At 56.8% G+C, this 25,656-nt stretch carries 25 protein-coding genes; 6 read left to right on the top strand and 19 right to left on the bottom strand.

Annotation, left to right across the window (positions count from 1 at the left end; genetic code table 11):
- Both BQ17_RS01820 and BQ17_RS01825 read left to right on the top strand, forming a co-directional pair.
- The coding region (locus BQ17_RS01820; protein WP_176722245.1) for a Uma2 family endonuclease at positions 1-213 on the top strand (213 nt) is incomplete at its 5' end.
- 32 nt (positions 214-245) lie between these two features.
- Positions 246-920 (top strand): SOS response-associated peptidase, encoded by a 675-nt coding sequence (locus BQ17_RS01825; protein ID WP_089724033.1) that lies wholly within the window; start codon positions 246-248, stop codon positions 918-920.
- A gap of 43 nt (positions 921-963) precedes the next feature.
- On the opposite strand, the gene BQ17_RS01830 is transcribed toward BQ17_RS01825, so the two are convergent.
- From BQ17_RS01830 to BQ17_RS01840, 3 genes are read right to left on the bottom strand one after another with little or no spacing between them, the layout of a single operon-like run.
- Complete coding sequence (locus BQ17_RS01830; protein WP_256091440.1) at positions 964-2,259, bottom strand: RNA/DNA-binding domain-containing protein; 1,296 nt, start codon at positions 2,257-2,259, stop codon at positions 964-966.
- A gap of 41 nt (positions 2,260-2,300) precedes the next feature.
- On the bottom strand, positions 2,301-2,699 hold the full coding sequence (vapC, locus tag BQ17_RS01835) for a type II toxin-antitoxin system tRNA(fMet)-specific endonuclease VapC (protein WP_089724034.1): 399 nt from the start codon (positions 2,697-2,699) through the stop codon (positions 2,301-2,303).
- A complete protein-coding gene (locus BQ17_RS01840; RefSeq protein ID WP_089724035.1) occupies positions 2,696-2,926 on the bottom strand; it encodes an antitoxin in 231 nt (76 codons plus the stop codon). The genes vapC and BQ17_RS01840 overlap by 4 nt, the downstream gene beginning before the upstream one ends.
- A 390-nt stretch (positions 2,927-3,316) precedes the next feature.
- On the opposite strand from BQ17_RS01840, the gene BQ17_RS01845 reads away from it, so the two are divergent.
- From BQ17_RS01845 to BQ17_RS01860, 4 genes are all read left to right on the top strand, one after another.
- Positions 3,317-3,751, top strand: a complete 435-nt coding sequence (locus BQ17_RS01845) for a DUF29 domain-containing protein (protein WP_089724036.1) — start codon at positions 3,317-3,319, stop codon at positions 3,749-3,751.
- A gap of 562 nt (positions 3,752-4,313) precedes the next feature.
- A complete protein-coding gene (locus BQ17_RS01850; protein ID WP_176722246.1) occupies positions 4,314-5,171 on the top strand; it encodes a HEPN domain-containing protein in 858 nt (285 codons plus the stop codon).
- A 185-nt stretch (positions 5,172-5,356) separates the two neighbouring features.
- A complete protein-coding gene (locus BQ17_RS01855; protein ID WP_089724038.1) occupies positions 5,357-6,079 on the top strand; it encodes an SGNH/GDSL hydrolase family protein in 723 nt (240 codons plus the stop codon).
- A 71-nt stretch (positions 6,080-6,150) separates the two neighbouring features.
- The gene (locus BQ17_RS01860) at positions 6,151-6,561 is read left to right on the top strand and encodes a Uma2 family endonuclease (protein ID WP_089724039.1); all 411 of its coding nucleotides are present in this window, start codon (positions 6,151-6,153) and stop codon (positions 6,559-6,561) included.
- A gap of 78 nt (positions 6,562-6,639) precedes the next feature.
- Here BQ17_RS01860 and BQ17_RS01865 read toward each other — a convergent pair whose 3' ends face one another.
- From BQ17_RS01865 to BQ17_RS01940, 16 genes are all read right to left on the bottom strand, one after another.
- Positions 6,640-7,125, bottom strand: coding sequence for a hypothetical protein (locus BQ17_RS01865; protein ID WP_089724040.1), 486 nt, complete (start codon positions 7,123-7,125; stop codon positions 6,640-6,642).
- A gap of 81 nt (positions 7,126-7,206) precedes the next feature.
- Positions 7,207-9,150 carry a hypothetical protein gene (locus BQ17_RS01870; protein ID WP_089724041.1) on the bottom strand — a complete coding sequence of 648 codons (1,944 nt, stop codon included), beginning with the start codon at positions 9,148-9,150 and terminating at the stop codon, positions 7,207-7,209.
- 7 nt (positions 9,151-9,157) lie between these two features.
- Positions 9,158-10,978, bottom strand: a complete 1,821-nt coding sequence (locus tag BQ17_RS01875; protein ID WP_089724042.1) for a sigma-54-dependent transcriptional regulator — start codon at positions 10,976-10,978, stop codon at positions 9,158-9,160.
- The gene (locus BQ17_RS01880) at positions 10,975-11,403 is read right to left on the bottom strand and encodes a hypothetical protein (RefSeq protein ID WP_141699035.1); all 429 of its coding nucleotides are present in this window, start codon (positions 11,401-11,403) and stop codon (positions 10,975-10,977) included. Before BQ17_RS01880 ends, BQ17_RS01875 begins: the two co-directional genes overlap by 4 nt.
- Before the next feature lie 113 nt (positions 11,404-11,516).
- Complete coding sequence (locus BQ17_RS01885; protein ID WP_089724044.1) at positions 11,517-12,398, bottom strand: hypothetical protein; 882 nt, start codon at positions 12,396-12,398, stop codon at positions 11,517-11,519.
- 31 nt (positions 12,399-12,429) lie between these two features.
- Positions 12,430-14,580, bottom strand: a complete 2,151-nt coding sequence (locus tag BQ17_RS01890; RefSeq protein ID WP_089724045.1) for a hypothetical protein — start codon at positions 14,578-14,580, stop codon at positions 12,430-12,432.
- A gap of 15 nt (positions 14,581-14,595) precedes the next feature.
- Positions 14,596-15,366 (bottom strand): class I SAM-dependent methyltransferase, encoded by a 771-nt coding sequence (locus tag BQ17_RS01895; protein WP_089724046.1) that lies wholly within the window; start codon positions 15,364-15,366, stop codon positions 14,596-14,598.
- 2 nt (positions 15,367-15,368) lie between these two features.
- Entirely contained in the window at positions 15,369-16,667 is a 1,299-nt protein-coding gene (locus BQ17_RS01900) for a type III PLP-dependent enzyme domain-containing protein (protein ID WP_176722247.1), read from the bottom strand.
- Positions 16,668-16,671: 4 nt separating this feature from the next.
- Positions 16,672-17,940, bottom strand: a complete 1,269-nt coding sequence (locus tag BQ17_RS01905) for an ABC transporter substrate-binding protein (protein WP_089724048.1) — start codon at positions 17,938-17,940, stop codon at positions 16,672-16,674.
- Positions 17,941-17,961: 21 nt separating this feature from the next.
- Entirely contained in the window at positions 17,962-19,515 is a 1,554-nt protein-coding gene (locus tag BQ17_RS01910; protein WP_176722248.1) for an ATP-binding cassette domain-containing protein, read from the bottom strand.
- Positions 19,516-19,669: 154 nt separating this feature from the next.
- A complete protein-coding gene (locus BQ17_RS01915) occupies positions 19,670-20,569 on the bottom strand; it encodes a branched-chain amino acid ABC transporter permease (RefSeq protein ID WP_089724050.1) in 900 nt (299 codons plus the stop codon).
- 206 nt (positions 20,570-20,775) lie between these two features.
- Positions 20,776-21,654 carry a branched-chain amino acid ABC transporter permease gene (locus tag BQ17_RS01920; protein ID WP_089724051.1) on the bottom strand — a complete coding sequence of 293 codons (879 nt, stop codon included), beginning with the start codon at positions 21,652-21,654 and terminating at the stop codon, positions 20,776-20,778.
- 129 nt (positions 21,655-21,783) lie between these two features.
- On the bottom strand, positions 21,784-22,062 hold the full coding sequence (locus BQ17_RS01925; RefSeq protein WP_089724052.1) for an antitoxin of toxin-antitoxin stability system: 279 nt from the start codon (positions 22,060-22,062) through the stop codon (positions 21,784-21,786).
- A 223-nt stretch (positions 22,063-22,285) separates the two neighbouring features.
- Positions 22,286-23,653, bottom strand: coding sequence for a GTP-binding protein (locus tag BQ17_RS01930; RefSeq protein WP_256091441.1), 1,368 nt, complete (start codon positions 23,651-23,653; stop codon positions 22,286-22,288).
- Positions 23,559-25,145, bottom strand: a complete 1,587-nt coding sequence (locus BQ17_RS01935) for a GTPase (RefSeq protein ID WP_089724054.1) — start codon at positions 25,143-25,145, stop codon at positions 23,559-23,561. Before BQ17_RS01935 ends, BQ17_RS01930 begins: the two co-directional genes overlap by 95 nt.
- A 145-nt stretch (positions 25,146-25,290) precedes the next feature.
- Positions 25,291-25,656: DUF4351 domain-containing protein (locus tag BQ17_RS01940; RefSeq protein WP_141699036.1), on the bottom strand; the 366-nt coding region annotated here is incomplete at its 5' end.

The following is a 25,656-nucleotide window of genomic DNA, read 5'->3' on the forward strand; positions in this document are numbered from 1 at the left end:
ATCAAGATGCCGCTGTATGCCCACTATGAGGTACAGTACATCTGGCTGATCGATCCGGCTAAGCGCATGCTGGAGGCATACCGACTCGATGCCGGCGCCTGGATCGAGATCGGTCGCTTTGCCGATACCGATCAGGTTGCCGTACCGCCGTTTGAGGCGGTGAGCCTCGATCTGGGAGCCCTTTGGGAACCTCGGCGACCGGTTCTCGTGTGAGCTATGGAAGGATTCCTCTAAGTGTTTTTCTTATGTGCGGTCGCTTTGTTCAGCTCGGACCCGTCGCCGTCTACGCCGCGATGTTCGACATCGAGGGTCGGCATGACGCCCTGGCGTGCCGCTACAACGTCGCGCCGACCCAATCGGTGATGGCATGTCGGGAGCAAAACGGCCGTCGCGAGCTCCAGCCGTTGCGTTGGGGCTTGGTGCCGCAATGGTCCAAGGGACCGGACAGCCGCTACCGCATGATCAATGCCCGGGCCGAAACGGTGCACCAGCAGCCGGCCTACCGCGGTCCCTTCCGTTCTCGCCGGTGTCTGATTCCCGCCGAGGCCTTCTACGAGTGGAGGCCTGTGCCTGGCGGCAAGCAACCCTACGCGATCCGTATGAAGTCCCGAGCACCGTTCGTCTTCGCCGGCCTGTGGGACAGCTGGGCGGCGCCGGACGGCGCGCAGTTGGAGACCTGCGCCCTTATCGTGACCGACGCGAACGCGCTGCTGCGACCGATCCATGACCGGATGCCGGTGATCCTGGCGCCGGAGCTCTGGGACCGGTGGCTGGATTCCGGCTTCAGGGACATCGAGGCACTGCGCGGGATGCTGGCGCCATATGATGAGGCGGAGATGGAGGCGTTTCAGATATCGAGGCGAGTGAACTCGCCGGCGAATGATGGGGCTGAGCTGCTGGAGCCGGTGGATGTCGGATGACTTAAGCGATTTTCTACCATTGCAGGACGAAATCCAATAATGGTCATCCTGACCCGATGTCCTCTCGATTCCCGGCACGCTCACCCTTGAACATGACGACCTTCAGGTAGTCCTCCGTAGCCTGGAACTCTGGTCCTACTCCGTTCTGTTCCTTGAGGAGTGGAATGATCTTGTTGCGCACGCCCATGCCCCGCGCGTCCACGTAGCCGTAGTCGCGCAGGACTTCGACGATCAAGTGATTACGCGGAGAACGCCGGCCGGCAATCATCTTGGCGATGGTCATCGAGTTCTGCAATGCACCGGGGCTCAGGACCTCGATACGATCCTTATAGCTCACGACCTCGATCTCTTCGTAGCGCGTCCAGTCACGGTGGGCAAGCGCATTCACAATCGCCTCGCGTAGCGCCGCCACGGGATACAACCAACGTCGTTCCCGGCGCATGGATGCATCCACCGCGGCGGCTTCTTCCGAGATGAATGGCCGCATGGCATCCACCAGGCCCTCGATGACTCCGTTCCCGGCAATTTCACGCCCACTACCTGCAGCTTGTATCCGGAGCGCGGCCAAGGGTCCATCGATCAGTCTGTCATCCAGCGCCCGGTAGGTCTTGTCCGCGCCGTCAAAGGCCATCCAGCGAATGCCGGACTGGGGCAGCAACCGACGGGGCGCATGGCCGAAAAGAACCAGCCCCGCGATGGTGCATACCGGCGGACCGTCCGCGCGCTCGACCATGAAACCCAGGCTACACAGGCGCTCACCCCAGGCTTCTTCGTCCATTGGGAGCTGATTGTCCCCGACGATCGTTGCCAGATAGTCCGTTAACCGATCTCGGCTGAGATCACCCAGACTGCTACCGGATACCGGGAGCTGCTCCGCGTGCAGCATGCCGCCGATCGCATAGAGCCGGGCTTGCTGTTCGCGGGTGGCACGCCGCGAGATACTGCCGACCCGGATATAGATATCCTCCCGATCATGATGGCGCACGACATCCCGATCATGATGGCGCACGACATAGGGTTTGGTCGTTCCCTGACTGATCGTAATGACCGCAACCCGCAGCCGGTCGTCGACCCGGATCTCTTCGTAGAACGGGAGAATCATGGGGTGCACGGTGCGCCCGAACACCGTATCCATCACCCAGTGCTCGAGCTCGTCTCGCCGGATCCCCGTGATCGATCCGTCGTCATCGACCCCGAGCAGGATGTGGCCCCCCTGGAAGTTAGCGAGTGCCACCACTTCCTTCGCCAACTGCTCGGGGCGCAGGTCGTCGCGCTTGAACTCGACACCGGAGTTCTCGCCGTTCGCAATCAGCTCGAGCAGCTCGGATTTGGTCATCATCGGAAGAACCCAACAATTATTCTCCTCATCCTGGTCCCGAATCATCCCCATCGCTCGACGCGCAAACCGCTGATCCGGCTAAACTCCCGGACACTGTTGGTCACCAGCGTGACATCCAGACTCAGGGCATGGGCGGCGATCAGGAGGTCATTTGAACCGATGGGGCAACCGGCACGTTTGAGCTCGGTGCGCAGCTGACCGTACTGCCGTGCCACCTCGGCATCGAATGGGACGATCTCCAGCGGCAGCAGAAAACGTTCCAACCGAGTCAGGTTTTCCTGAACCCGGCCGCTGTTCTCCACGCCGAAGCGTAGCTCTGCATAGGTGATGGACGAGATGCCGACCGCGCCGATCCGATAGTCCCTGATCCGTGCCAAGGCCGCAGGCCGTTTCCGATTGATGACATAGATGCAGATGTCCGTATCCAGGAGAATCTTCACCCGATGGGCCCCTGTTCCTGAGGTTCCGGTTGCTCACGGGAAATGGCGAAATCTTCCGGAAACCCGGCGAGGGCATCGAACATGACCTGCCAGGGGTCGTCCTTGGGCAAGAGCACCACGGCATTACCCAGGTGCCTGATGATCACCTCGTCACCCCGGAAGCGATACTTCTTGGGTAGCCGGACGGCCTGACTGCCGCCGTTTACGAAAAGCCTTGCGGTTTGCATATCTTGATTACCCTATCAGTATATATACCCTAAATATATACTTTTCGCGCCGAAGCGCAAGACGAATTCTTCCCAGCCCAGGGCAAGTGCATACGGATGGCAGGTATGGTGCGGACGTTCTTGTGCGACCGAATGTTCACGGTGTGTGATAATCTTGCGCCATTCGCCGTATGTTGGCTACTTTCGTCGGGTGGCGACCAGGCTCCCTCCTGCGTCGGGACGAGGCTTGGCCTGACCCGCCCTAGGGGCTCCCTTCCCTGCGAGCAGGCGTAAGATCTCGGATTACGCGAATTGTCACGGATTACATCGTCTTCAATCCATAGAAATCTGCGTAATCTGCGGATGAAAAAAACTTTGGGTTAAAAACTCCGGAAAGATTGTACTTGGATCATGAGTATCGACTATGACCAAGACTTCTTCGCCTGGTCTCAGGAGCAGGCGCGGCTGCTGCAGTCGGGGCGTTTCTCACAGCTCGACACCGCGCATCTGGTAGAGGAAATCGGGGATTTGGGAAAACGGGAGCGGCGGGCACTGGAAAGCCGTTTAGCGGTGTTGATAGGACACTTGCTCAAATGGCGTTACCAACCCGATTATCCGAACCGGAAGTCCTGGCGAGCGACCATCAACACCCAGCGCCGTGCCGTTACCAGGCTCTTGGATGAGAATCCCAGCCTTAGAACCGAGCTCGAGAAAGTCACCACTGAAGCCTATCCCGATGCAGTGGATCTGGCGGTCGCGGAAACCCCGTTCGACTACGACACCTTCCCGAAGTCATGCCCTTGGGATGAGGAGCAGATTCTGAAGGACCATTGGCCGATTGTATAACCAAAGCGAGCAAAGGGTGGAAAAGATATATTAGAAAACTGCATTCCGCTATAATGCGGAACATCCGAAAGGCCGTAAATTCTCTCCGGCAGAACTTAGAAAGCACAGGGACTCTTGGTTTGCACAAGTAAAATCGCTTAATGATGAAAGTGGCGAATCAAATACGAGTATAACTCAAGTGGTAAGCGGAAAAGGCAATGTGGTGGCTGGACGAGATCTAACGGTCGCACAAAAAATAACAAAGAGAAACGAAGTTATTCCGGACGCTGGAGGTCGCCATATCACGGATCAAGAAGCCTTCAAAATTAGAGCAGAAGTAAAAAAATATTCTGAAGGGGGTATACGGTTAGCTCCTCCTGACACAAAATATTGTGGTTACTATTGGTGAGACCACAAGATATTGGGGGTGGAGGAGCTAACCGTATACCCCTTATTTCTGATTTAATGAAGGAGGCTGGGTTGAATCCCAATCCATCTAGTGTATGGAATCGATTGTACAAGCATTTTCAAATCGCCAGTTATCGAGAAGTGCCAGCCGGGCACGCTGATGAGGCGATCAAAAATGAAAACCTCCTTTGAACACCTTCCTGAACAAAAACAGCAGGAACTACAAAGGGCTATCGAAATTATTCGGGAAGAAGTTGATTTTGATATGCTCATTTTATTTGGTAGTTATGCCCGTGGTGACTGGGTAGAAGACCTCGACCCGGAAACTCTTCTTTATCGCTATCAAAGTGACTTCGACCTTCTAGTTGTTACCGAAACACCTCGCCAAGCCAGCAAAATTGAGCAAAACAGTCAACTTGCTCAACGTTTGATCAAAACTATCCATCGAACGCCAATCAGCCTGATTGCCGAAGATATTCAATTTGTAAATCGTCGTTTAAGGAAAAGTCAGTACTTTTATATTGACATCCTGCGGGAAGGAGTACTTCTGTATGATTCAGGAAAATTTCAATTGGCAGAGCCAATTGAAATAACTCCTAAAGAAAGAAAAAGATTAGCTGAAGAGGATTTTAATTATTGGTTCAGTAGTGCTAGTAATTTCTTTGACACATATAATTTCAACTTAAATAGGCAGAGACACAGTTTAGCGGCCTTTGAGCTTCATCAAGTTACAGAGCGTTTATACGGTACTATTTTATTGGTATTTACCCGTTATAAACCAAGTACACATGATTTAGAGAAATTAGGTCAAAGAGTCTCAAGCATTGAGCCAAGGTTCTTGTCTATATTTCCGCGTTCTACAGACGAAGAAAAAGAAAGGTTCAAGTTACTTCGTAAAGCCTATGTGGATGCGCGGTATAAGCCAAGTTATACAATCACGAAAGAAGAGCTTAACTGGCTTGCGGAGCGAGTACAAGAGTTACAGACTTTAACTGAAAAATTATGTAGGGAGAAAATAGCAAGCTATGAGTAGAAATCAAACAGTAAAGGGGCCAGGCATCAATTGATGGGTCGTTTTCACAGATCATTCGCCTAACATTCGGCTGCAAGCGACCCAATGCCGTGGTCCGGTTCCTCAGTAACTTTCAAGCTCAGTGCCGCGCAGCATTGGGCGCTTGAGCCAAGCCGTTCGGCAGGAAACAACGAAAGGAGCATAGCATGATTAATGCAAAACACGTTTGGGTAATACTGTTGCTCTCTGTCACTACAGCCATCGCATCTTATGGTGCTGAAGAAAGCAGACTTCTTGCCAATCTTAGGTCCGGCAAGAAACAGGTAGTCGTCACATATGGCACGAGTCTGACAGCCGAAGGCGCGTGGGTTACGCAACTGAAGAAGGAGCTCGACAAGACGTTTCCCGGGCTTACACAAGTGCTCAATAGTGGCGGGTCGAGTAAGTGGTCGGAATGGGGTGTAAAGAATCTAGACAAACGGGTGATTCAGAAGAAACCAGATACCGTATTCATTGAGTTCTCTATCAATGACGCCGTAGAACGATTCAAGGGATCAGTAGAGATAGCCAAGGCCAATCTGGAGACGATGATCGCGCGTATTCTCGAGAGCAATCCGAACTGTGAGATTATCCTGATGACAATGACGCCGGGTGACAAGTACCCAAAAGGTCATAGGTCGTACCGGAAGGATATCGCTGCACATTATGAAATGTATCGTTCTGTCGCTGAGAAGAAGAAACTCCTTCTAATAGATCATTATCCCACGTGGAAGACACTGCAGTCCGAGAACAAAGCACTCTTCAGGAAGTACGTTCCAGACACAATCCACCCTACAGCATTAGGATGCTCCGAGGTGGTGACGCCTGCTATCCTCAAGGCTCTTGGAATGAAATCGCCGAACAAGCCGGATGCACGCGACGGCAAATAGCCGCGCGTGATCCGCATCGTTAGGCACAATCGGTACCAACCGGCAGAACAACTCGACACAGGTGATATACCATGAGTTGGCAAGAAGTATGCGATAACCCGAAATTACAAAATTTGCCGTTCAAAATCGAATTGAATAATCAGGGGCAAATTTTAATGACTCCGGTTAAAATATATCATTCCTTGTTTCAAGGAAAAATCACAGGGTTATTATACTCAAACTTAACGGATGGAGATGTATTGGTAGAATGCGCAATAAGTACCAAAAAAGGAACTAAGGTTGCTGATGTCGCATGGGCTTCCCAGGAACGACTTAAAGTAATCAGAAACGAAGTTGAATGTTCGATTGCACCCGAGATCTGCATTGAGATTATGTCGTCTGCCAACACTAAAAAAGAAATGACAAATAAAAGAAAGCTATATTTTGCCAATGGAGCTACGGAAGTTTGGGTGTGTAAGGTCCCACAATGGAAGTCAAATTAAGCAAGCAACAAAAAATCACCGTGGTAAGGGCTGAAGCTGTTGGGGATGACGGTTTCAATCCGGCGTTTAATTACTTCCTCATCGCTCAATATGCTTTTCGCCTGAATCGGCATTATTCGAACATGACCTTGCTTTTATACTTGTTTTGCATTCAATCATCTGGTCAGTATTATCTTTCTGTTTCGTATTTGTGCATGAGTCAGGTTTTTCATCAGCTTTCCCTCCGCCGTGGGCACTGGAAAAGGCTACTAAAGATATTGAGAAAACCACAGTCATAACCAATATGCCCAGAATCCCTTTAACTCTTTGTCCATACGCAGTTTCCTGATCCACAATATCGTCTTGATCCTCCACCGGCTCCAACAATAACCATGTGAGCACGGCAAGCAACAGGACGTAGGTTATCACTATCCCGAAAGAATTGATGTCTCCTGCCCGAATCCCAACCCATACGGCACTAATCAAACCAAGGGCTGTTACAAGAGCTGTTATTGGCAATCTCCATTTGTATAACCAATTCGTGATAGTCGACTCGGGTCTGTTGGGATTTTCTTGTTCTGTCATTTCCTCTACTCGGTAATTGCGCTTGGTGAATCCGGATTCAGTTGTTGTGGCCCTGGTTATGCAGTTGAAGCGGTCCTGATGTTACTTACGTGTAATTATGCTGTAAAGATGCGAAATCAAGACACCCAGATGCAGAAAGCCACTCATGATCGAAACACTAGTCATAATCACCTCGCCATTACTCAATCCGTCCGTACATGAGCCGGGTCGAATTGGTGAACCGACCGAAAAAAACGAAGTAATTGCATCTCTCAGGCCTGTTGCCAGTCGGTCCATGTTCCATGCTGGAAGATCGGGGTTTGCGAATGCGAACAGTATTCCAAGAACCAGGATCCAAACGGCTACTGCCGATACGAAGACGAGGAATGACGACAACAGCCATTCCACATAACGGATGGGCAGCCAAAATACATAGCGCCATGGCTTGTCCCGCATCCACAGGGTAGCGTGGAGATAACGAACGCGGTTCACGCAGGTCCGCTCTTCATCGAACTGGTTATGCATCTGAAAAACATCGACCAGCTGGTTCAGGATATGCATACGGGCGTTCAGCGTGGCACGTTCCCGTTGCCGTCTCGCAAACCAACGGCAGATTGCACGGGTCTCCAAATTGATCTCGTCGAATCTATGGTGCAATGATATATGATGCTCCACCCCGGAGAACTGGCACTCGGCAAGCAGCTCGAAACGCTGTTTCAGGGACAACGCCTCGATGGCCGTGGTCGGGGTACGACCACCGGTCAACTCCAGGGCGTCGGTGGCCAGCACCGCCCCCTGCACCGCTTCGCTAGCGCATTCCACCCTGCTGGTCAGGGCCTTGGCGCGCTTGATCAGGGCCTCGCTCACCAGCAAGAGCTTGCCGATGGTGCCATGACCTTGTGCATTGCCCGCTCCATTGGACTCGCTGCGCTCCTCGCAGGATTTTTCGTCCCCCGCAGGCCGGGGATGCAAAGGGGGCCAGACGAACCCCTCCACGTCCCCTCGGCGACGCGAGTCCTTCCATCGGCGCAGCAATCCTGATTTCTCCCAGAGATCGAACATCCCGCAGGTGGGCTTCAGGACGACGCTGCCCCGACCTTCCTTTTTCTCCCGCAAATACCTCCGGTTGTCGCTGAGGGCAGGATCCTTGGGGCGGGTCTGCCCGGTGGTGACCAGGATGCGGTGTGCCGAGCCTTCTTTGTCGCTGGAGTCCAGCCAAGCGCAATGTTCCTTGCGTTCCGTTTCCAGGCAATGCAGATGAACGCGCTGCGGTCGATCTGCGAAATTCAGGCTCATGTCTTCCAACAACAGCCAGTATCCGTGCCCGCTGCTCTTCTTATCAGCTTGGGTGGGTGATTGCTTATCGTCAGTGCATTGGAACCGCTCCTTCATCGCTGCCCAGGTCATCACCGTGTCTGCCCGGCACCCAAACCGGTAGGCCGTGTAGCCGTGCAGGTAGGCATAAGGCCGCTCTTCTTCTATCGCCGCGGCGATCTCCCAGCGGGTCGGCAATTTTAGATCATCTCCCACCCTTTGGATTCTGTCATTGGTGCGGCTCCGAACCCACTCTCGGAGTCCGGTAGGGTCGAATAGAGGCTCTCGCCTGGTGGGATTGAGCAACGAAGTAAGACTATGGTGCGGTGCGATCGTCCGGTTCCAGTAAGACCCCTGCCCCTCTCCCTGCATAACCCCGAACACCCACCGGATCTCCTGGAAGGTCAGGATGAGCATGGCGATCAGACTGTCCCAGCTCCAACCCTCCTCGACGACATCGAGACTGGCCGGGCGAATCGAGTCCACCAGCACAACCACCTGGTCGAGAGGTATCCGGTCCTCCCCGGCCCGGGTCGCCGTTTCCACACGCTGAACCAAGGTCTTATAGGTATCCATTGCACCTGCCCTTCCCACCGGGCGGTCCCACAGGATTCGCGGCGGATCATCACCCTCGCAATCTTCTTCCTGGCCCCTTTCACCAAGCAGCGCCAACCAGGCCCCCAAGGCATTGGCGGTGGTTTCGGACTGGGCGAGGATCAGATAACGCGGCATGGTCGGTTCACCTTCTAGTACCCGCGGCCTTCGGGGAGCGGGGCCGCAATCGCAGGGCAATGTTCAGGGCCTCGCGTAACTCACCCTCGAGCTCGTCTTCCAGCGGCCGAAGCAGGCGCTTGACGACATCGGCGGCCTTCGAGGCGCTCAAACCGGTGTCTCCGATGATCAGCTTCACCGCCGGGTGGATCTGAAGCACACCCTCCGGGTGTTCCGGGGTGCGACGCCGGGTAGCGTCCAGGGCGGCGTGCAGACAACGGGCAAGCAGCCAAGCATGGGCCTGCTGCATGTCGGGCAGACATCCCGACCACGCGGCGATATCGGCGGGATCGAAGCGGACCGCGTCATGCATCGCCAACAGGGTGGACAGATTCACCACAGCCCTTGCCGACGGCACGTTTTCTGTCCGCTCCGCTGGTTGCGCCCTTGGTCGCGCCGGCAAGGCTCCGGCCGACTCGGCGCCGATGCGTAAATGGCTCGGCACCAAATATTCCACATCGGCATGGCGGCTCACGGCATCGAACAGGCAGGTGCGCAGCTCGCGGATATTGCCGGGCCATTCCTGATCCAGCAGCCGGTCCATGGCTTCGGGCGTGATCTCGCGCCGCCGGGTCCCCGCGTGCCGGGCCTCCGCCTCGCGCACGAACCGCTCCGTCAGGAGGGGAATATCTGTCTTGCGTGCACGCAGGGGGGGCAGCCACAGGGTCCCACCCAAGCGCAACCGATCCAGCAGGTCGGCCCGGATCCTCCGTGGGTCGCCTTCCAGGTCGGCATTGGTGGCGGCGAGAAAGCGCACGTCTACTGCCTGGGATCGGCGCGCGCCGATCCGGGTGACGCGCCGTTCCTGCAACACCCGCAGCACCGTAGCTTGGGCCTCGGGCGGCATGTCGGCAATCTCATCCAGGAACAGGTCACCACCGTCCGCCGCCTCGACCAGCCCGATCTTGCCCGCCACTCCGCTGGCGGTCTTGGGCTCGATGCCGAACAGCTCGGACGCAAACAGGTCGGTCCTGAGCACCGCCGAGTTGACCGTCACCAAAGGGAGGTCCGCGCGTCCCTCGGCATCGACACTGACCCGGTGCGCATAGCTGGCTAACAACTCCTTGCCCGAGCCGCGCTCGCCGCGGATAAGCAGATTGCCGCGATGCCGGACCGCCCGCCGTGCCTCGCGCAGGGCCAGCAGCACCGGCAGCGAGTTCCCTACCACCTCACCTGCGGGGTCCGGCAGTAACCCGTGTTGCCACAGCGCCGCTGCGAGCCGCTCCGGTCCTTGCAGGTCGTCTCGGGCGATAAAGCCCAAGGCCCCGCGGCGGCTGAACTCCAGGCTGACCTCCTCGCGCGGTTTGCTGGAGAGGATAAAGATCGGTAGCTCCGGGAACTCCCGGTGAATGGCGTCGAGCAGGGTCAGTCCGAAATAGCCGCGGGGGTCGTCGTCCCCCGGACGCCCCTCGGGCATACCGGGTGTCCGCCGGTGACTCTCCTCGGTCACCCGGCCGGTGTAGAAACACAGATCCAACAGCAACATCGCCCACGGGGGTTTGCCCTGAGTCAGGGCATGGGTCCAGCCCTCCCGCACCGCGGCCAGGGAGCCGTCCAGGTCGTTCTCCACCGTCGCGCCGACAGGGGAAACGATGGGCGTCTGCCCACGGGCAAATACCGCTTCCGCGGTTGGTTTCAGGACCCGCTGTCGGCTCGCCTTGGCCGCAGCATCCCCGGTCGCGTCCTGCCAGAGGAAATGGGCGCACAGGTTCTCCCGGTCGGCGTTTCGACCCTCGGGAACATTACGTCCGAAGAGGTCGTCGAGGACCAGAATACGAGGAATGTTCATGGGTTTGGAAAGCAAAGACCGGGATTTCTTGGAAGGGCACTGACAAATGTTGCCAAAGAATCCGTCCGGCTCTGGCTGGCATCGACATAGGTGAGCAATCTCTCTCGGGCTTCCGGCCTCCGACAACCCCTTTCGAGTTGCGCCAATGTAGCATTTAACTCATGTATTGCATCCCCTCCCTCGATAATCGCGGTGCCAATCCCCGCCGATTCCATCCAGATGTCATGGGCCGAATCACTAACCCACTCGAGAACGGCCTGTTGTTCGTCATCGAACCCACCAGCGTGATTCATCCTGATATGCCTTCTCGGGGACATTACAACCGGCATTTCCTCAAGCAACTGCTCCAATTCCCCGGAGATTTCAGTACCGAATTCTCTCGCTCTTGTTGCACTCTCTTCAACGGCATCCCAATCCTTCGTCACGGATCCCTCTATCACCCTTCTTATCGCACGCAGCTCCATGCTCAGCCTATTGCGGAGCAAATCATGGGCGAGCCGCTCCCTGCGTACCTGCCAATTCCGTGCGTTGCTGTCCATTAACAACTAACAACCCTATCGAGTTCCTTCCATACAACAACCAAACTTTCATTTGCCGGCATAGCCCCACCGCCAAGGAAAGCGCAGAACTCCCGCAACTCCGGACCCAAAGAAATGCCCTCCGTTTTCAATTTGTCGCCTACATGCTCGACCGGTCCAACCAAAAATGGCATCCAGTTCCGCGGTTTTTTCATTTTGTCTACCATTTCCTCCCTCGCTAGCTTGGCCACCAAATCGCTTCCAACCAAAGGCTCACCCGTGCGTGGATCTATCCCTTGCGCAGCCAGATACGCCGAAAGTGCTATATGCAAGGATGTACTTTGGCTCCGGAACGGACGATTGACCTGGTCGACTAAGCGACTCAACTCTTCCAAAAAAGATACACGTCCTCCTCCACTATTCAACTGGTCGGCATTATCGATGAAATGGTCTATAAGCGCAGCAACATCGTTGGCATTTGCACTGGAATCAATGCCTACTTCCAGATGGCCGACATAGGCAAGCTTTTGGGTTACATTTTCAGCCAACATCGGCTTCGCAAGTTCGGCACCGACCCCGGCTCCTGAATACAAAACAACTGCCAGGTTCTGAGATGGACACTCACCCCATTTCTTAACCTCTCCAGCTAGATAATCAGGGGCACAAGCCGATGTATGGACAAAAACCAACGATGCATCTGCAGACGAGTATAGATTCTTGATGCTCTTAACAATAGCGGGTCCACTCTGACAGATGTCGCCTTTGCTATTCAGGCCATGCGCAATACGATTCGCCCTTCCGTTCCGAAACCACTTCAGTCTACCATCCGCTCGACTTTTGTTCTTATCCTCCAGTCCATCATAAAGGAAAACCTGTGGTTCGTGCTGCCTTCCGTTACCCATAATTAGTCACTCACTTTCGGCAAGATTGGCGTCATTTCACCGGCTTCCGATTCAGACGAATTATAAAGTTGGTTTGGCCCTCTGATATCCCGACAGCAAACCACCCATAGTGGGTACCTTTTATTGCATCTCCAATCTTCTCCTTGTCGCACACTTGAAGAATGTGAGGTCCGTTCGGCTGGCCGACTGAATCCGATAGCACGCGAATGCAACCCCTAAATCCATGTACGTCCGGATTATCGCTGAGCTCCAGATCTTCATGCCCCAATTCTCCCTGGCACTCGTATTCGACCGTGACGGAACCATCTGCCGGATTAGTTGATGTGATCCTAACACAATTACATACGACTTCTCCCTTGCGTCCCTGTTTCCGCAGTTCGGAACCCACCAGCCGCATCATTGCGCCTAGAAAACTGGTCGCACTGACGGAGGAACGCTCCCTTTTCGCATCCCCGGCATACAAATGCAACGGCTGCAAGCCCGACGCCTGATCTTTTAGCGGAAGAGAATCTTCGTTATGGAATACCTTATTGTCCAGCACTCTCCACAGACAGACCCTAGCCGTATCATTGTCCTTTACAGGTCTCGAACATTGCAGATCAACCTTTTGACCATTGAACATCAGCTCCGGCTTGGAGCTTCTATAGCTACTCATGGCAAGCACCAGATGCGCGACGAGCGAAAAATCATACAGTTCATTCGTATGCGTGCGGTGTAACAGCTGCTTGAGGGCCCATAGCCGATCTGATAGCCGCTTTGATAGCTGATCTGATGGAATAGAGTTACATCTAGGGCAGTTGGACGTGTCATTAAGAAAGGGTAAGGATTGCGATTCAGATAGGACCTTCAAATATCCAGTATAGGATTTCCATACATCTTCGATACTTTTATAGCTATCACCTAAATTATTCACACTGTGGATTGTCTTCAACTCTTCCGTGTAAGGTTTATCTTTCATCTCTCGCAATCCCTCATGCTCTCCAGACGGATCGTAGTAACAACAAGAATCCTGGACAAACAACAGATTGAGTGCCGCATCGTTATAAAGTCGCAGGAACGGAAAGTTTGATCGATCCATTTTCGATTCCGCACGGTTAAAGTAAAGGAGAGATTCCCGTAGGCTGTTGAGTCCCTTCTCAAGGTGGGGACGTGTCAGATCCCACAAGAGCGTCTTTTCCTTCTGCTTTGCCTGCTCCGCAATTCTTTCACGACTTTCCGCAGCCTCTTTCATAAAGGCCAAGATGGAGCTAATTTGAGACTCGATGGTCGGCTTAAGAAGCTGTATCCCAGGCGATGCTGCTGAAGTATCGGAATCGGATACCCGATAGGTTGGAAGAAAAATACGGGCAATCGGTTCTTGATCTAAAGATTCGGGTGGGTTCCTAAGTTCCAGTTCCACACCATCCTTAAACGAACCTAACGGCTCCGCGACCTCAAGTACAGGCTGCTCCTTGACAGACGCCCTTTTCGCGAAAAGCAGTTTTGCAACAAGCGTTGCGAAGTGCCGATATTGGACATCCAGTTCACTGCCTGCCATCTCTTCGGAGATGTTCTTTCCGATAACAAACAGAGAGGCAATAAATATCGTGGTCACAAACCCTGAGAGCGGTCCCCGCAAATCATGCTCAAGCGAGCTATAATACTCTCTATTCAAAGATATTGGATTCTCAAAATTCAGGTAACAGGAGAATAATGGACTACCCAGAATAGGGATCGGAAAAGACAAAATTTTAGACCCCTCGGAAAAGAAAACAACGTCAAGTGCATTTCTCTCTTTATCGCTCAAGTCCTCAGGGTCATCGGCTAATTTATCCCAGATATGATCTTCCACGGTTGCTCGGTTTAATACAACAAACCGCCCCCAGGACTGTCTCCACTCAGGATCTTTCAGCTTCTTAAAGTGACTCACCACATCGGCCGCTCGGGGTCGTGTGACAGCCTTAATAAGCTCATCTTTTAATCCCGAACACTCATCGGGTAATCGCGGATCACCAATAGGGAAAATTTGCACAGTGGGTGTTCCATCTGTCCCACTACGCCGATTGGATACCAGCACCCCCTGACCGGTATGGATGGTTCCTGTCTCAATAGAAATATTTTCGTGATTCTTTAACCAGTCACAAGCAAAAGCCGCTTGCTTAGCAAGGAAATCACCGACTTGTTTATCGATGTCTGGAGTCATGTCGCGTAGGACCTGTTAATGGAGGGCCAATGATATCAAATAGCTGCCGGAATCCTCCGGGAGAACCCCGGATTCGGCGGGCCAAATCCTCTTCCAAGACCGGGCCCTAAGCCCAGTCGCAGCGAGGTGCCGGACAAAGACATGCCTGCTGACCTGATATTCATAGCGCCGCTCCCAGCAATAGCGTCCGGTTTGGCGAATCACCTCGATCGCGCCCGGCGCATCGCCCGCTTCCTGCAATGCCGCCACACGCGCTTCATAGAAACCCTGCACGGAGCGCCGATAGGATTCGATATCACCATCCGCATAGTCGGGTAGAAAGTGTTCGCCCACCAGGATGTTTCCTCCCGGCGCCAGCTGCGCCGCTAGATTCATCAGGAAGGCCGTTTTTCGATCATCTTGGATGTGATGGTAGGCACTGTTTGCCAGGATCAGATCGAAAGGTTCCGATCCGCGCCATTCCACCGCATCGGCCAAGACAATCTCTACATCTTCCGTCCCCCAGGACCGCTTTCGAGCGGCCTCGCACATGAGTGGATCCATATCGACAAGTACGAGTCGCCGGTATCGAACGGCAGATCCGATATGCCATGCGGCCCCACCACTGGCGGCACAAATATCCAATACGGAAATAGGGCGTTGGAAGCGGGCGGCAATCTTCCGGGCCTCGTCTTTCAAGGCGCGGTACAGATCACGCTCAGTCGCCGTGGTATGACCGAGCTCGGTTACGGAAGGGTTCGATTCGTACGGCAGCTCCACCGCCAGGCTGGGGGGCAATGTTCCCATACTCACATCGATCCGCGCTGATCCAGATCCCCGTGAGGGACCGCAGTCTGTCGGTAAGCCGAGAATTCAAGCGGAATCAGTCCCTCCAGAGGATACCCCTCGCGCTGTCTATGGCGAACCAGTTGAACTTGGTCACCAATACGAACGTATTCCGGCGGACGCTGCAAGCCGAGAAAATTGTAGCTCCCGGCCCAGCCGTAAACGCCCACGTCATGGACGACCAAATAGTCGCCACTGCGGGGCTTAGGGAGTATTACGCGGCCAGGCATCAGAAAATCCGTAGAGAGACCACTGTAGCCTCTCAGCTGACATGAGATCCCAGGGTTGTCAGCGATTTTCCATTCGTGGTCGAACAAGGAAACCGCATGCTGGCGGTTTTTGAGCTTCAGGGACGGAAGATGCACGAAACTTGCATCCAAGTGTATGTCTGACTGATAGGGGGCAGTCCTAGACTCTTCAATGACGCGACAAAAAAAATAGCCATAGGCTGCCAATAGGAATTTTCCCGGCTCAAACGCAATTTCTACCGGGTCACTGCAAAAATCGGCCAATGGAATTTTAGCGCACAAGTGGGACAGATAGTGGCGGAGTGGTTGTCGCCTAGAGGGTAGTGGTGTACTCGTCTCCAGGTAATCAAACGGCCAGCCTCCGCTGAAGTTGACCTGCCTGAGTTCAGGAAACCACCCGGTAAGAGAAAGCAGGGCATCCGCATGGGTAAGGCAGGCATCGAATCCCGGGCTATCGGGGCCCTGATAGGCATGGATTGCAGCCACCTGGGTGGCGATTGCAGGCTGCTGTGATAAGAGGTGAGGTATATCTTGGACTGGTATACCTCGGAGCTCCCCGGAATTTGAAATATCGATCCGAAGGCCAATCGTAGCCTTTCGGTTATCCATAGCAAGGGCGGTTCGGAGGTTGGCCCAAGAGGTTGCATAATAGAAATCTGCCATGGTGCATACACGGCTGACATCCGCCGGTGTCAAGACCCCGCCGGCAAACAAGACAATGGGGGTGACATGCCATGGAAACGCTCGAACCGCCGCCAGCTCCGGAAGGCTGTTGACGAGAACCCCCACACCAGGGGCGCTGGCTACCAACAAATCCAAGAGAGGGAAGCAGGGGTTTGCGAAGACAGGGAGAAATACCCTGGTGTTGGCGCCAAGGTGTTTCTCCAATGTATCCGTGAGATCACAGACAGCGGACTGCGCACCATCTCCGTCGTATAGGTAGCATGGCGACTCGATGTCGCTTCGCTTCAGGATGGCTACAAGCTTGTCCAATGGGTGGGTAGCGTCAGGCATGTTGCTATCCCTGGTCACTTCTGCAGTAAGGTATGAGTCGACCTGTGCAGTATACCAAGCGGCTATATTCTTGATCGCGTAAATCCCCCTGCGCATCGAACGACAACTCTCCCGATGCGCCTGAGTACTTTATGGTACGTAGGTACTCAATAATAGACTCCGGCTTTCCGTCCGTTGCGCGGATTGCGTGTACCATCAGCATGAATGCGTCATAAGATTTCAAGGCAAAGGAGTCAGGAGCCTCTTTATATTTCGCTTCATACGCAGACGCAAAGCTTTTGAACTCCTGGCTATTTGGTTCGGCCGGCAGGCTCAAACGGACGCCTTCGGTTATCTCCGATCCCCCAGCGGAAAAATCCGCTGAGCTCAGATTGTCACCACCGTATATGAGTCCATCAAATCCGAGGGTACGCAACTCCTTTACCATTGGAACCGCGAGATTTGCGTACAACACAACAAATAGGGCATCGGGCTGCACTCGGAGAAGCTTTTCTACTTCGGTTTTAAAATCGCGTGTGCCTAGCTTTACCGGGACAACTGTGGCTTTCATTTTGTGCGTGCGCAGGGTTTCCAACAATGCATCCTTGTAGCTGGATCCCCAGTCGTCCTCAACGTAAACAATTCCGAAGGTCATGGCGCCCTCTTCCAGGGCCCAAGACAGGTTGTGTTTGCCGGCCATGGCATCGGATGCATAGACGCGAAAATACTTAGAGCCTGCATCCAATGTCAGCTTGGGCGCACCGGATATTGCATCGATAATCACGATGTCGTCTTGACGCGATGCTCCGGCAACCGCCAATGCAATCTTGCTGCCGCAAATTGCGACAAAGTGCCTGACACCATCCACATCATGGAGTTTTCTGTAGGCATTAACGCCCACTTGTGGCTTCCATTGGCTGTCCTCGACGAGGAGCCTGAACTTCGGGCTTTCGGGTGGTGCTGAATTGGCATGCTCCAGAGCGAGATCCAGTCCTTTCCGCATCTTGATCCCGTATGCGGCATTTTCCCCCGTCAATCCCAGGATTGTGCCGATCTTGATTTCTGATTGGCCCGCATTGTCCGACCCTGGTTGACCCGCATTATTCGACGTTGGTTGACTCGCGTTATCCGACGCTGATTGGCCTGTATTATCCGATGTTAGTTGGCCCCCACTATTCGGCACTGGTTGACCCGTATTATCCAGCGCTGGTTGGTCCACATTGTCCGACAGGCTGCCCGGTATAATCCCGAAACAAAGCGCGATTACAACAAGTATGTTGAGGAATTTGTTCATTTCTTCACCGCCTATGCGAGGTTATACCGCTGATGGTACGAGCAGGAGTGTACCTGGTGCTCGCGAACTTTTTATAGCCTTAACGGCATCAAGGGAGGCACTATGGTCAAACGCATTGAAGGGCTCGTCCAGAATGTTGACCACGGGGCGAACTGCCGAGTTGAGGCCGGCGGCCAGGGTTACTTTCCTTTGTTCGCCACCACTGAGGCTGGAAAACGTCCGTCCAGCCAACGCACGAACACCAGGGGAGGCATTATTATAGCCGGCAAGCGCAATGTTTTCATCCACTCGCAGCCCCTTGAATGAATGATTATCAGACATCACGAACTGCATGCCGAGTTTGGCTCTTTCCCATGCAGGTAATGATGTAATCGGATGACAACGAAGCTGAACAAGCCCTTGCGAGATAGCTTGCAATCCAGCCAACGCAAACAACAATGTCGTCTTCCCCCAACCGTTCGGCGCCTGGAGAACGGAAATATCCCCTTCATATAAGGCGAGGTTGAAACCAACTCGGTCGCCTCGGTCGTCAAGACCGATTACAACGCGGGGACCACGACTAACCACCAACTCCCGAATCTCTAACACCGGCTTAGACAAGTGCTTGGATGCAGCTGGCCGTCGAATCCGGGTCAGCATGGCCCCCCGCGGCAGAAGTTCATCCACAACCTCCATATCTTCCCCCGCCAAGAGTCCGAACCAGGCCGGCCGCCGGATCGATACCCTGGATGGGTCCAGGGAATGGGGGCGCGTGGAATCATCTCCCCTTCCCTTCCTGTCCGTCCGTCGAATGGCTCCGTCCTTCAACAACCAATCCGTGGTTACCAGCCCATGAAGATGGGGCTGGTTGAAGAGATGCTCGACGATAACCAGGGTCACCCCTTGCCCGCGCACGAGGAATGCCAAGAGTTCGAGGACGTCGCCGATACCCTGCCGATCCAGCCCCGCCAGGGGTTCGTCCAGGAACAGGATACGCGCCCCGGCGACTACGGCACGGGCGATGGCGACGCGCTTGGTCTGGCCGAGGGAGATCTTGTCGGCGGAGGAGTCTTGCCGCCTCGCCAGGCTCAGGCGGGCGAGCATGGCGTCGGCCTTGTGGCCGAGCTCGGTCTCGCGGCGGGCGGACCGACTGGGGGCGAACAGGGCCAGCACGGGGTTCTCGCCGGGGTGGCCGGGCGCGGCCACAGCGATGTTGTCGCGCAAGGTGTGGGCGCCGAACAGCCGGGGCTCCTGCCAGGTACGCCTCACGCCCTCACGAGCGACGAATTCAGGGGTGAAGTGGTCAAAGGGATTCAGCTCTCGCCACCAGGGGCGAGGAAAGCGGTAGCTGCGCGGCGTGCTATGGGCGTGGTAGTGGATGGCGCCGGCGTCGGGCTCCAGATTGCCGGTGAGGATGTTGAGCAGGGTGGTCTTGCCGGAGCCGTTCTCACCGCGCAGGAGGACGACTTCGCCCTCGCGTAGCTCCAGGTCCAGCCCATCCAGTATGATCTGTCCACCAAAGGCCTGTTTCAGGCCCTCGGCACGCAGCAGCACCCGCCCATGAGGGAGGGTGTCGCAAAAGGCGCCGATCTTCACCTTTTGATCCCCTCTCCCCAACCCCTCTCCCGGCGGGAGAAGGGCTTTTGCAACGCCCCCTGAGGCGGCGCGGGGGCCGCATCGGGTCGGGCACCGGGTTGGGAGCCAGGTTGGGAGCGAGCCGCGGTCGGTGGCATGGTGGCGCGCGCGGCCATCAGCGCAATCGGTACTCGCCGCCGATGCCCTGGGGTCGGAAGTGCATCATGAGCACCAGCAGCAGGCCGTAGATGGCGAGCCGCAGGTTAGCGGCCAAGGCATCGGGCAGGTCGAGAAAACGGAGCAGCTCCGGCAGGGCGATGAGGATCAGGGCGCCGATTATAGGGCCGCGGAAATTGCCCAGGCCGCCGACGATGACCATGCTGAGCATGAGAATGCTCTCGTCCAGGGACGCGGAGCTGGGATCCAGATAGCCGACATAGGCCGCGTACAGGGCGCCGGCGACAGCGGTCAGGCAGGAAGCGATGGCAATGGCCTGGACCTTGAACAAACGGGTGTTTTTGCCCAGGCCGCGGGCCGCGAGCTCGTCCTCGCGCATGGCGACCAGTACCCGTCCCCAAGGAGAGGCAGTCAGACGTCGGACGACGAAAGCGGACAGGGCCGCTACCGCGGTGGCGAGCAGAACAAAGTGCCTGGAGTCGGTGAGTGCCACCCCCAGGATCTCGGGTCTGGGGATACCGGGGATACCGAAGGGGCCGTTGGTGAGGTTGCTCCAGGAACCCAGGGGGGCGTCGGCGTTCGACCAGTTGTAGAGGAGGCTGAAGACAAGTGCCTGGACGGCGAGGGTGGCCAGGACGAAAAAGTCCCCCTTCAGGCGCCAGGCCGGCAGGGAGACGGTCAGACTCAGGACGGCGGCGAGCAGGACGGCAGCAAGCACGGCCGGCAGAAACCCCCAACCCCACACCAGGGCAAGCAGGGCATAGCTATAGCCGCCGATGGCATAAAAACCCGCATGGGCCAGGGTCAGCAGGCCGCAATACCCGACCACCAGATTGAGGCTCAGGGCCACAATCACGTAGATGTCGAAATAGATGAGCAGGTGGATAAGGTAGTTCATCACCTAACCAAGCTTCGCCTCAGACCGCCTTGGAGTGCGGCGGCATTTTTTACCCCGGCAGCGATGGGAACCTGTCGGGTTCGTTATTGCCACAAGGCGACCAGGGGGCACGCGCTGGCCGCCGCTTTGGATTCGGCCCCGGCACTCATCCTAGGCAGAGACTTGCCGGGAAGCTGTTTATAAAGGTGTGGGTCCCTCAAGGGCTCCTATGTGGCCTCGATGCGTGTCTTCTGACCGAACAGCCCCTGTGGCCTCAGAAGCAGGAAGAGTGCTAATACCACAAAGGTCGCGGCATCCTGCCAACGCGCCGAGAAGTGCCATACCACCTGCGCGCGGATGACTCCCAACAGCAGACCCCCAACGATGGGGCCGACGAAGGAGCTGCGGCCGCCGATGATGACCGCTACCACGGCCAACAAGGTGGCATGCAGGCCCGTATGGGGGTCGAAACCGATGTCATAGGCGGTAAGCAGGGCAGCGGCAGTGGCAAATACCCCGGCCAGCCCAAAGGCAAACAGGCGGTGGATATTGACATTGTAGCCGTAGAGGGCGAATTGGATGGGGTTGTCCGCCAGGGCACGCAATCGCAGGCCAAGGTCGGTGGTACGCAACATCACCAGAAAGCCGGCGAGCAGGACAACGGACCCACCGAACATGAACAGCTGAGATCCGGTAAGTACGCTGTCATCAAGGGGACGGAAGGGGTGGTAGGTTGCATCCAGCCCGGTCCGCAGGGTCTTGACGTCGTTACCCCAAAGCATGGCCACCAGCTGCACCAGCAGGATGTAGAGCCCGAGTGAGGAGACCAGGTGCGCCCCCTCGGATGCGTTCTTACGGGTGAGCGGGGCATGGTTGGCCCACTCGAACGCTGCCGACAGGGCGACCACGGCCGCCACCGACGCCACCATACTTATCGGCCATAGCCCGAATGTTTGTTGGATGGTCATGCCGACATAGGGAGCCACGGCATAGAGCCCGGCCAAACCGATAAAAAATATCCGGGTCGGTAGGTAGACGATCTGGAAGGCTACCGCCAGCAGGGCGATGGACAGGCCGGATATGAGCCCGTTAAGAAGAATCTGCATGAAAACCCTTGATCTTTAGGTTTAAGCAACATGTGTGCCAAACGAAATTTTCCGTAGTCGTCTTGTCAGTCGCAATGTAGTCCCACACATCAATGCGGTCTTGCTGCGCCTCCGGCGTCCAAACAACCCTCACGATTGGCTCGTCGCACGGGCACGCCGTCCGACGAATTCGGCTTCGACCTCATCATTCGACCGACCCAGGCCGGCTTGCATCGAGACCAGACCGGCCTCGACCTTGCGGCGCAGGAACTCGTCATATTCCCGCGCTTCGCGCTGGCGTTGCATGAACTCGCGCATCAGCTCACGGAGTATCTGCGACGCTGGCCGATGGGCGGCTTTGGCCTCGGCCATGAACTCGGCGCGCAGTTCGGGCTCCAGCTTCATCGTGAAAACGGCTTGTTTGGGCATGATCTAACCTCCTACCATCAGATACTAACCGAGTATATAGGTTTTCATTACTTCGCGCGAATCACAGCCTGTCGGGTCCTGTGTGGCCTCAACGATGCCTTACTATCGCGCACCATCAGTATCCAATCCGATACCTGAAATATCGGGAACGCGCCGATGCGTTTCATCAGGCAGTTTGCCGTTCAGTAAAGGATGCGCGGGCCGAATCAGATTCCGAACTCACTCACGCAGATTTCAACCGGCCGGCGATATCCGATTTGGCCTGGGCCAGGATGGAATCCCGATCGATGCCGTCCAGGATATCGCGGATGACCAGCTTGGGTCCCGCCTCTCCCCAGGATTTGCCATGGGCCAGATAGACCTCCGCCGCCTGCCCCACTACATAGGTGGCATAGTAGGCGACGGCGCCCTGGGCGGTGCCGGTCACCAGGGTGGACAGGCCGCCGGTACCCAGCTTGAGGGCGGAGGACAGGAGGTTGATGCCCCACACGGTCCCCATCAAGAGTGCCATCTGGGTGGCGATGGTCTTGACCAGGGTTCCGGCCTCGGCCTTCGAGAGGGCCAGTCCGTAGAGCTTGGACAGGTGCACTACCATCCCCGCGTCGACAGCGGCGGCGGCCAGGAGGTCGACCACCGGAATGGGATTGAGTGCCACCGAAATGCCCTTGGTGACGCAGTAGGTCCGGATCAGCCTGGCCCCCAGCGCGCGCTTGACCTCCAGGATGCGTTTCCCCACCTTGTCGCTCAGGTCCCCGGCGAAGAGCGAGGCGTTGAGCGCCGCCAAGGTCTCCCCTTCCGCTTCCAGGAGCTCCCACAGGCGTTGCTTCAGGGCCGCCATGTCCGGCTCGCTGCGGCGCAGGGTTTCGGTCTCCCGGCCGTCCGCATCCACCAGGATGACCAGACGCTCCGCGGGCCGGGCGCTGACGCAGACGATGTTCCCGGCGTCGATGTAGCCTTGGGTGTGCAGCTGCAGGGAGGCCAGGATCTGCTCTCGCTCATCCCTGGTATAGCGATCGATCTTGTTGAATACCAGGATGATAGGCCGCTGGTCCCCCACCAGGACCCGCAGGGCCCTGATCTCGGTCTCCGTAAGATCCCCGTCCACCACGAAGAGCACCAGATCCGAGCGGGCGGCCACCTCATGGGCGAGGCGTTCGCGCTCGTCCCCCCGGACCTCGTTCAGGCCCGGGGTGTCGATCAGATAGACGCCGCCGGTATGGTATTCCTTCCATTGACCCATGGCGCTGGATTTGGTTTCGCCATGTAGGGGACTGGTGCTGAAGCGGTCCTCGCCGAGCAGGGCGTTGAGGAGCGCGGATTTGCCCACACTCACGCGGCCGAAGACGGCGATATGGATATGGCCTTGCTCCAGCTTCTCGAGCATGGCCTCCACCTGGCGATAGTCCTCGACCAGGGACGCGCGCACCGCCGGCGGGATACGCTGATCCTGCACCAGCTCCCGCAGGCTCTCCCGCGCCAGATCCAGATGGCTCGGGTCAGCCGTTGGCCCCTTGTCGCTCCGCCTGGGGTGCTTCGCGGATGTCCAGGGCAAGTCGTGCAAAACGCTTTGCGCGCGCTTCCAGATCTCCACTCAGGCCCTCCTCAAAGACTTGTGCCGCCTGGGCCGGCCGCAGGGCGCCCCGAGACTCCAGTGACCGGGCCACCGCCTTCCCGAGGGCATCGAAGATCATGCCATAGGCCGCGGCATGGGTGATACCGCCGGCCAGGGTGCCGAGACCGGGGAAGGCCTTGAGGGCATTCCCGGCCACGGCGAGCATGATAGTGCTGCTGCGGGCGACCCGCTTCTGCACCAGCTCCAGCAACAGGTCCGTGTCCATGCGCCGCACTGGGATCTCATAGAGATTGGCCAGCTCCTTGACCATGCTCACCCCGAGATAGCCTTGGATCACCAGGTCGGAGCCGGGGGTGATGGCGGCCATGGCGCCGACCATGGCCTTTCTGGAATAGCTGCGGGTCAGCTCTTCGGCGCGCCCGCGGTGATGGGCCAGCTCCGCCTCGTCGAGCCGCTTGGCTACCAGCACGAAGACGCTGGTGTCACGCAGCTTCTCCAGCACCTCCGGGTCCTCGTCCAGGTGGCGCTGCAGGGCCGTGCGCAGTGCCTCCACCCGCGGCGGCATCTCCCGCACCACCCGTTCCTCACGCCCGTCCGGCAATACCCGCAGGACCTCGCGCTTGCCCCCGGCCTGCACGGCCACCAGCTCCACCCGGCTCCCCTCCTCTCCCCTCCCCTCGCCCCCGGGCGCCTGCAACCGCTCGCGCAGACGCGCCAAGAGCAGCTCGAGCTCGGACCCCTGGTAGCGATCGGTCTTGTTCAGGGCGACGATAATCGGCTTGCCTAGTGCCAGCAGAGCGCTCAGGTCCGTGAACTGGGTCCGGCTCAGATCCCCGTCGCAGACATAGACCACCAGGTGGGCGCGCATGGCCTCCGCCCGCGCGGTCTCATCCAAGCCCGCCCCCACCTCATTGGTGCCCGGCATATCGGTAAGCACCAGCTCATCACCGCTGCTGCTGCGCCAATTGTAGGTTGCGATCTCCCGCGTAGTACCGCCGGTGGCGCTGACGGCGGGCTTGGCCTCCGGCAACAGGGCCTTGATCAGCGAAGATTTGCCGCTGCTGATCTCGCCGAAGAAGCTGACCTGGATCCGACCGGCGGCCTTGCGCTGCTTGAGCAGCGCCAGCTCGCGGCGCACCGCCGCCATATCCATGCCCGCCGCTGTGCCCCGCTCCAGGCGTTGCTCCAGGCGTTGCTCCAGCGCCTCCCGATCCACCTGCGGCGGCGCCTGGGGCCGCTCCGCCCGCGCCCGCCGCCCGAGCTGGGGCCGCAACAGGCGCCACAGGGCGAACCCCCCTACCCCGCTGATGGCGAGAAAGCCGGCGACGTAGAGATAGAAGAACCAGGTCGGGCCCTCCCGCAGGCGCGTCCAGACATCGAACGCCGTATCCGTCAGGATCAGCAACGCCCACAGCAGGAGCAAGGTCAAGAGCGCCACCGCCAGGGCGAGCCCGACCCGAATGAGCTTGGATGGTTGGAGATTGTGGCGCATCAGGGGATCAGCCCGCATCGTTCGTTGGCATAACCCACCGGGGATCGCCGTCTTGTGAAATCGGCGGCCATGCTCGCACCCCGAAGCAGGGAAGCAGGTCTGAAATAACGTCCGGTCTTTGGTTACGGCTCTGGTACACCGGGAGCTTTAGCATCCCTTCGCGTCAATGCTCCTCGAATACGGCATCTACCGTGGATACATCCAGAATGCGATCGGCCCAAAGATCGAGTTGTTCCAGCGTGGCTGTATCGAGGCGCTTGCGAGCTTCTTCATCGAGGGGGCCGAAGCGTTTGACGAGAAGACGTTCCAGGATCGTCGCGGCCTTTTCGGTCTTGCCTTCGAGTTTGCCTTCCAGCCGGCCTTGCTGCAGGCCTTGCTGCAGGCCTCTCTGGATGGCAAGTCGTTCAACACTCGTGACGTAGCGCATTTTGGTTTCTCCTTCGACGGTTTCGATAGCTTGCCATAGCTGTTGTTCGAGTGCATTCGGCAGGCGCATCATCCAGTCGATGACGGCAAACAGATCCAGTAT

It is taken from the genome of Candidatus Thiosymbion oneisti, assembly GCF_900092655.1.
In the GTDB taxonomy this organism is placed as follows: domain Bacteria; phylum Pseudomonadota; class Gammaproteobacteria; order Chromatiales; family Chromatiaceae; genus Thiosymbion; species Thiosymbion oneisti.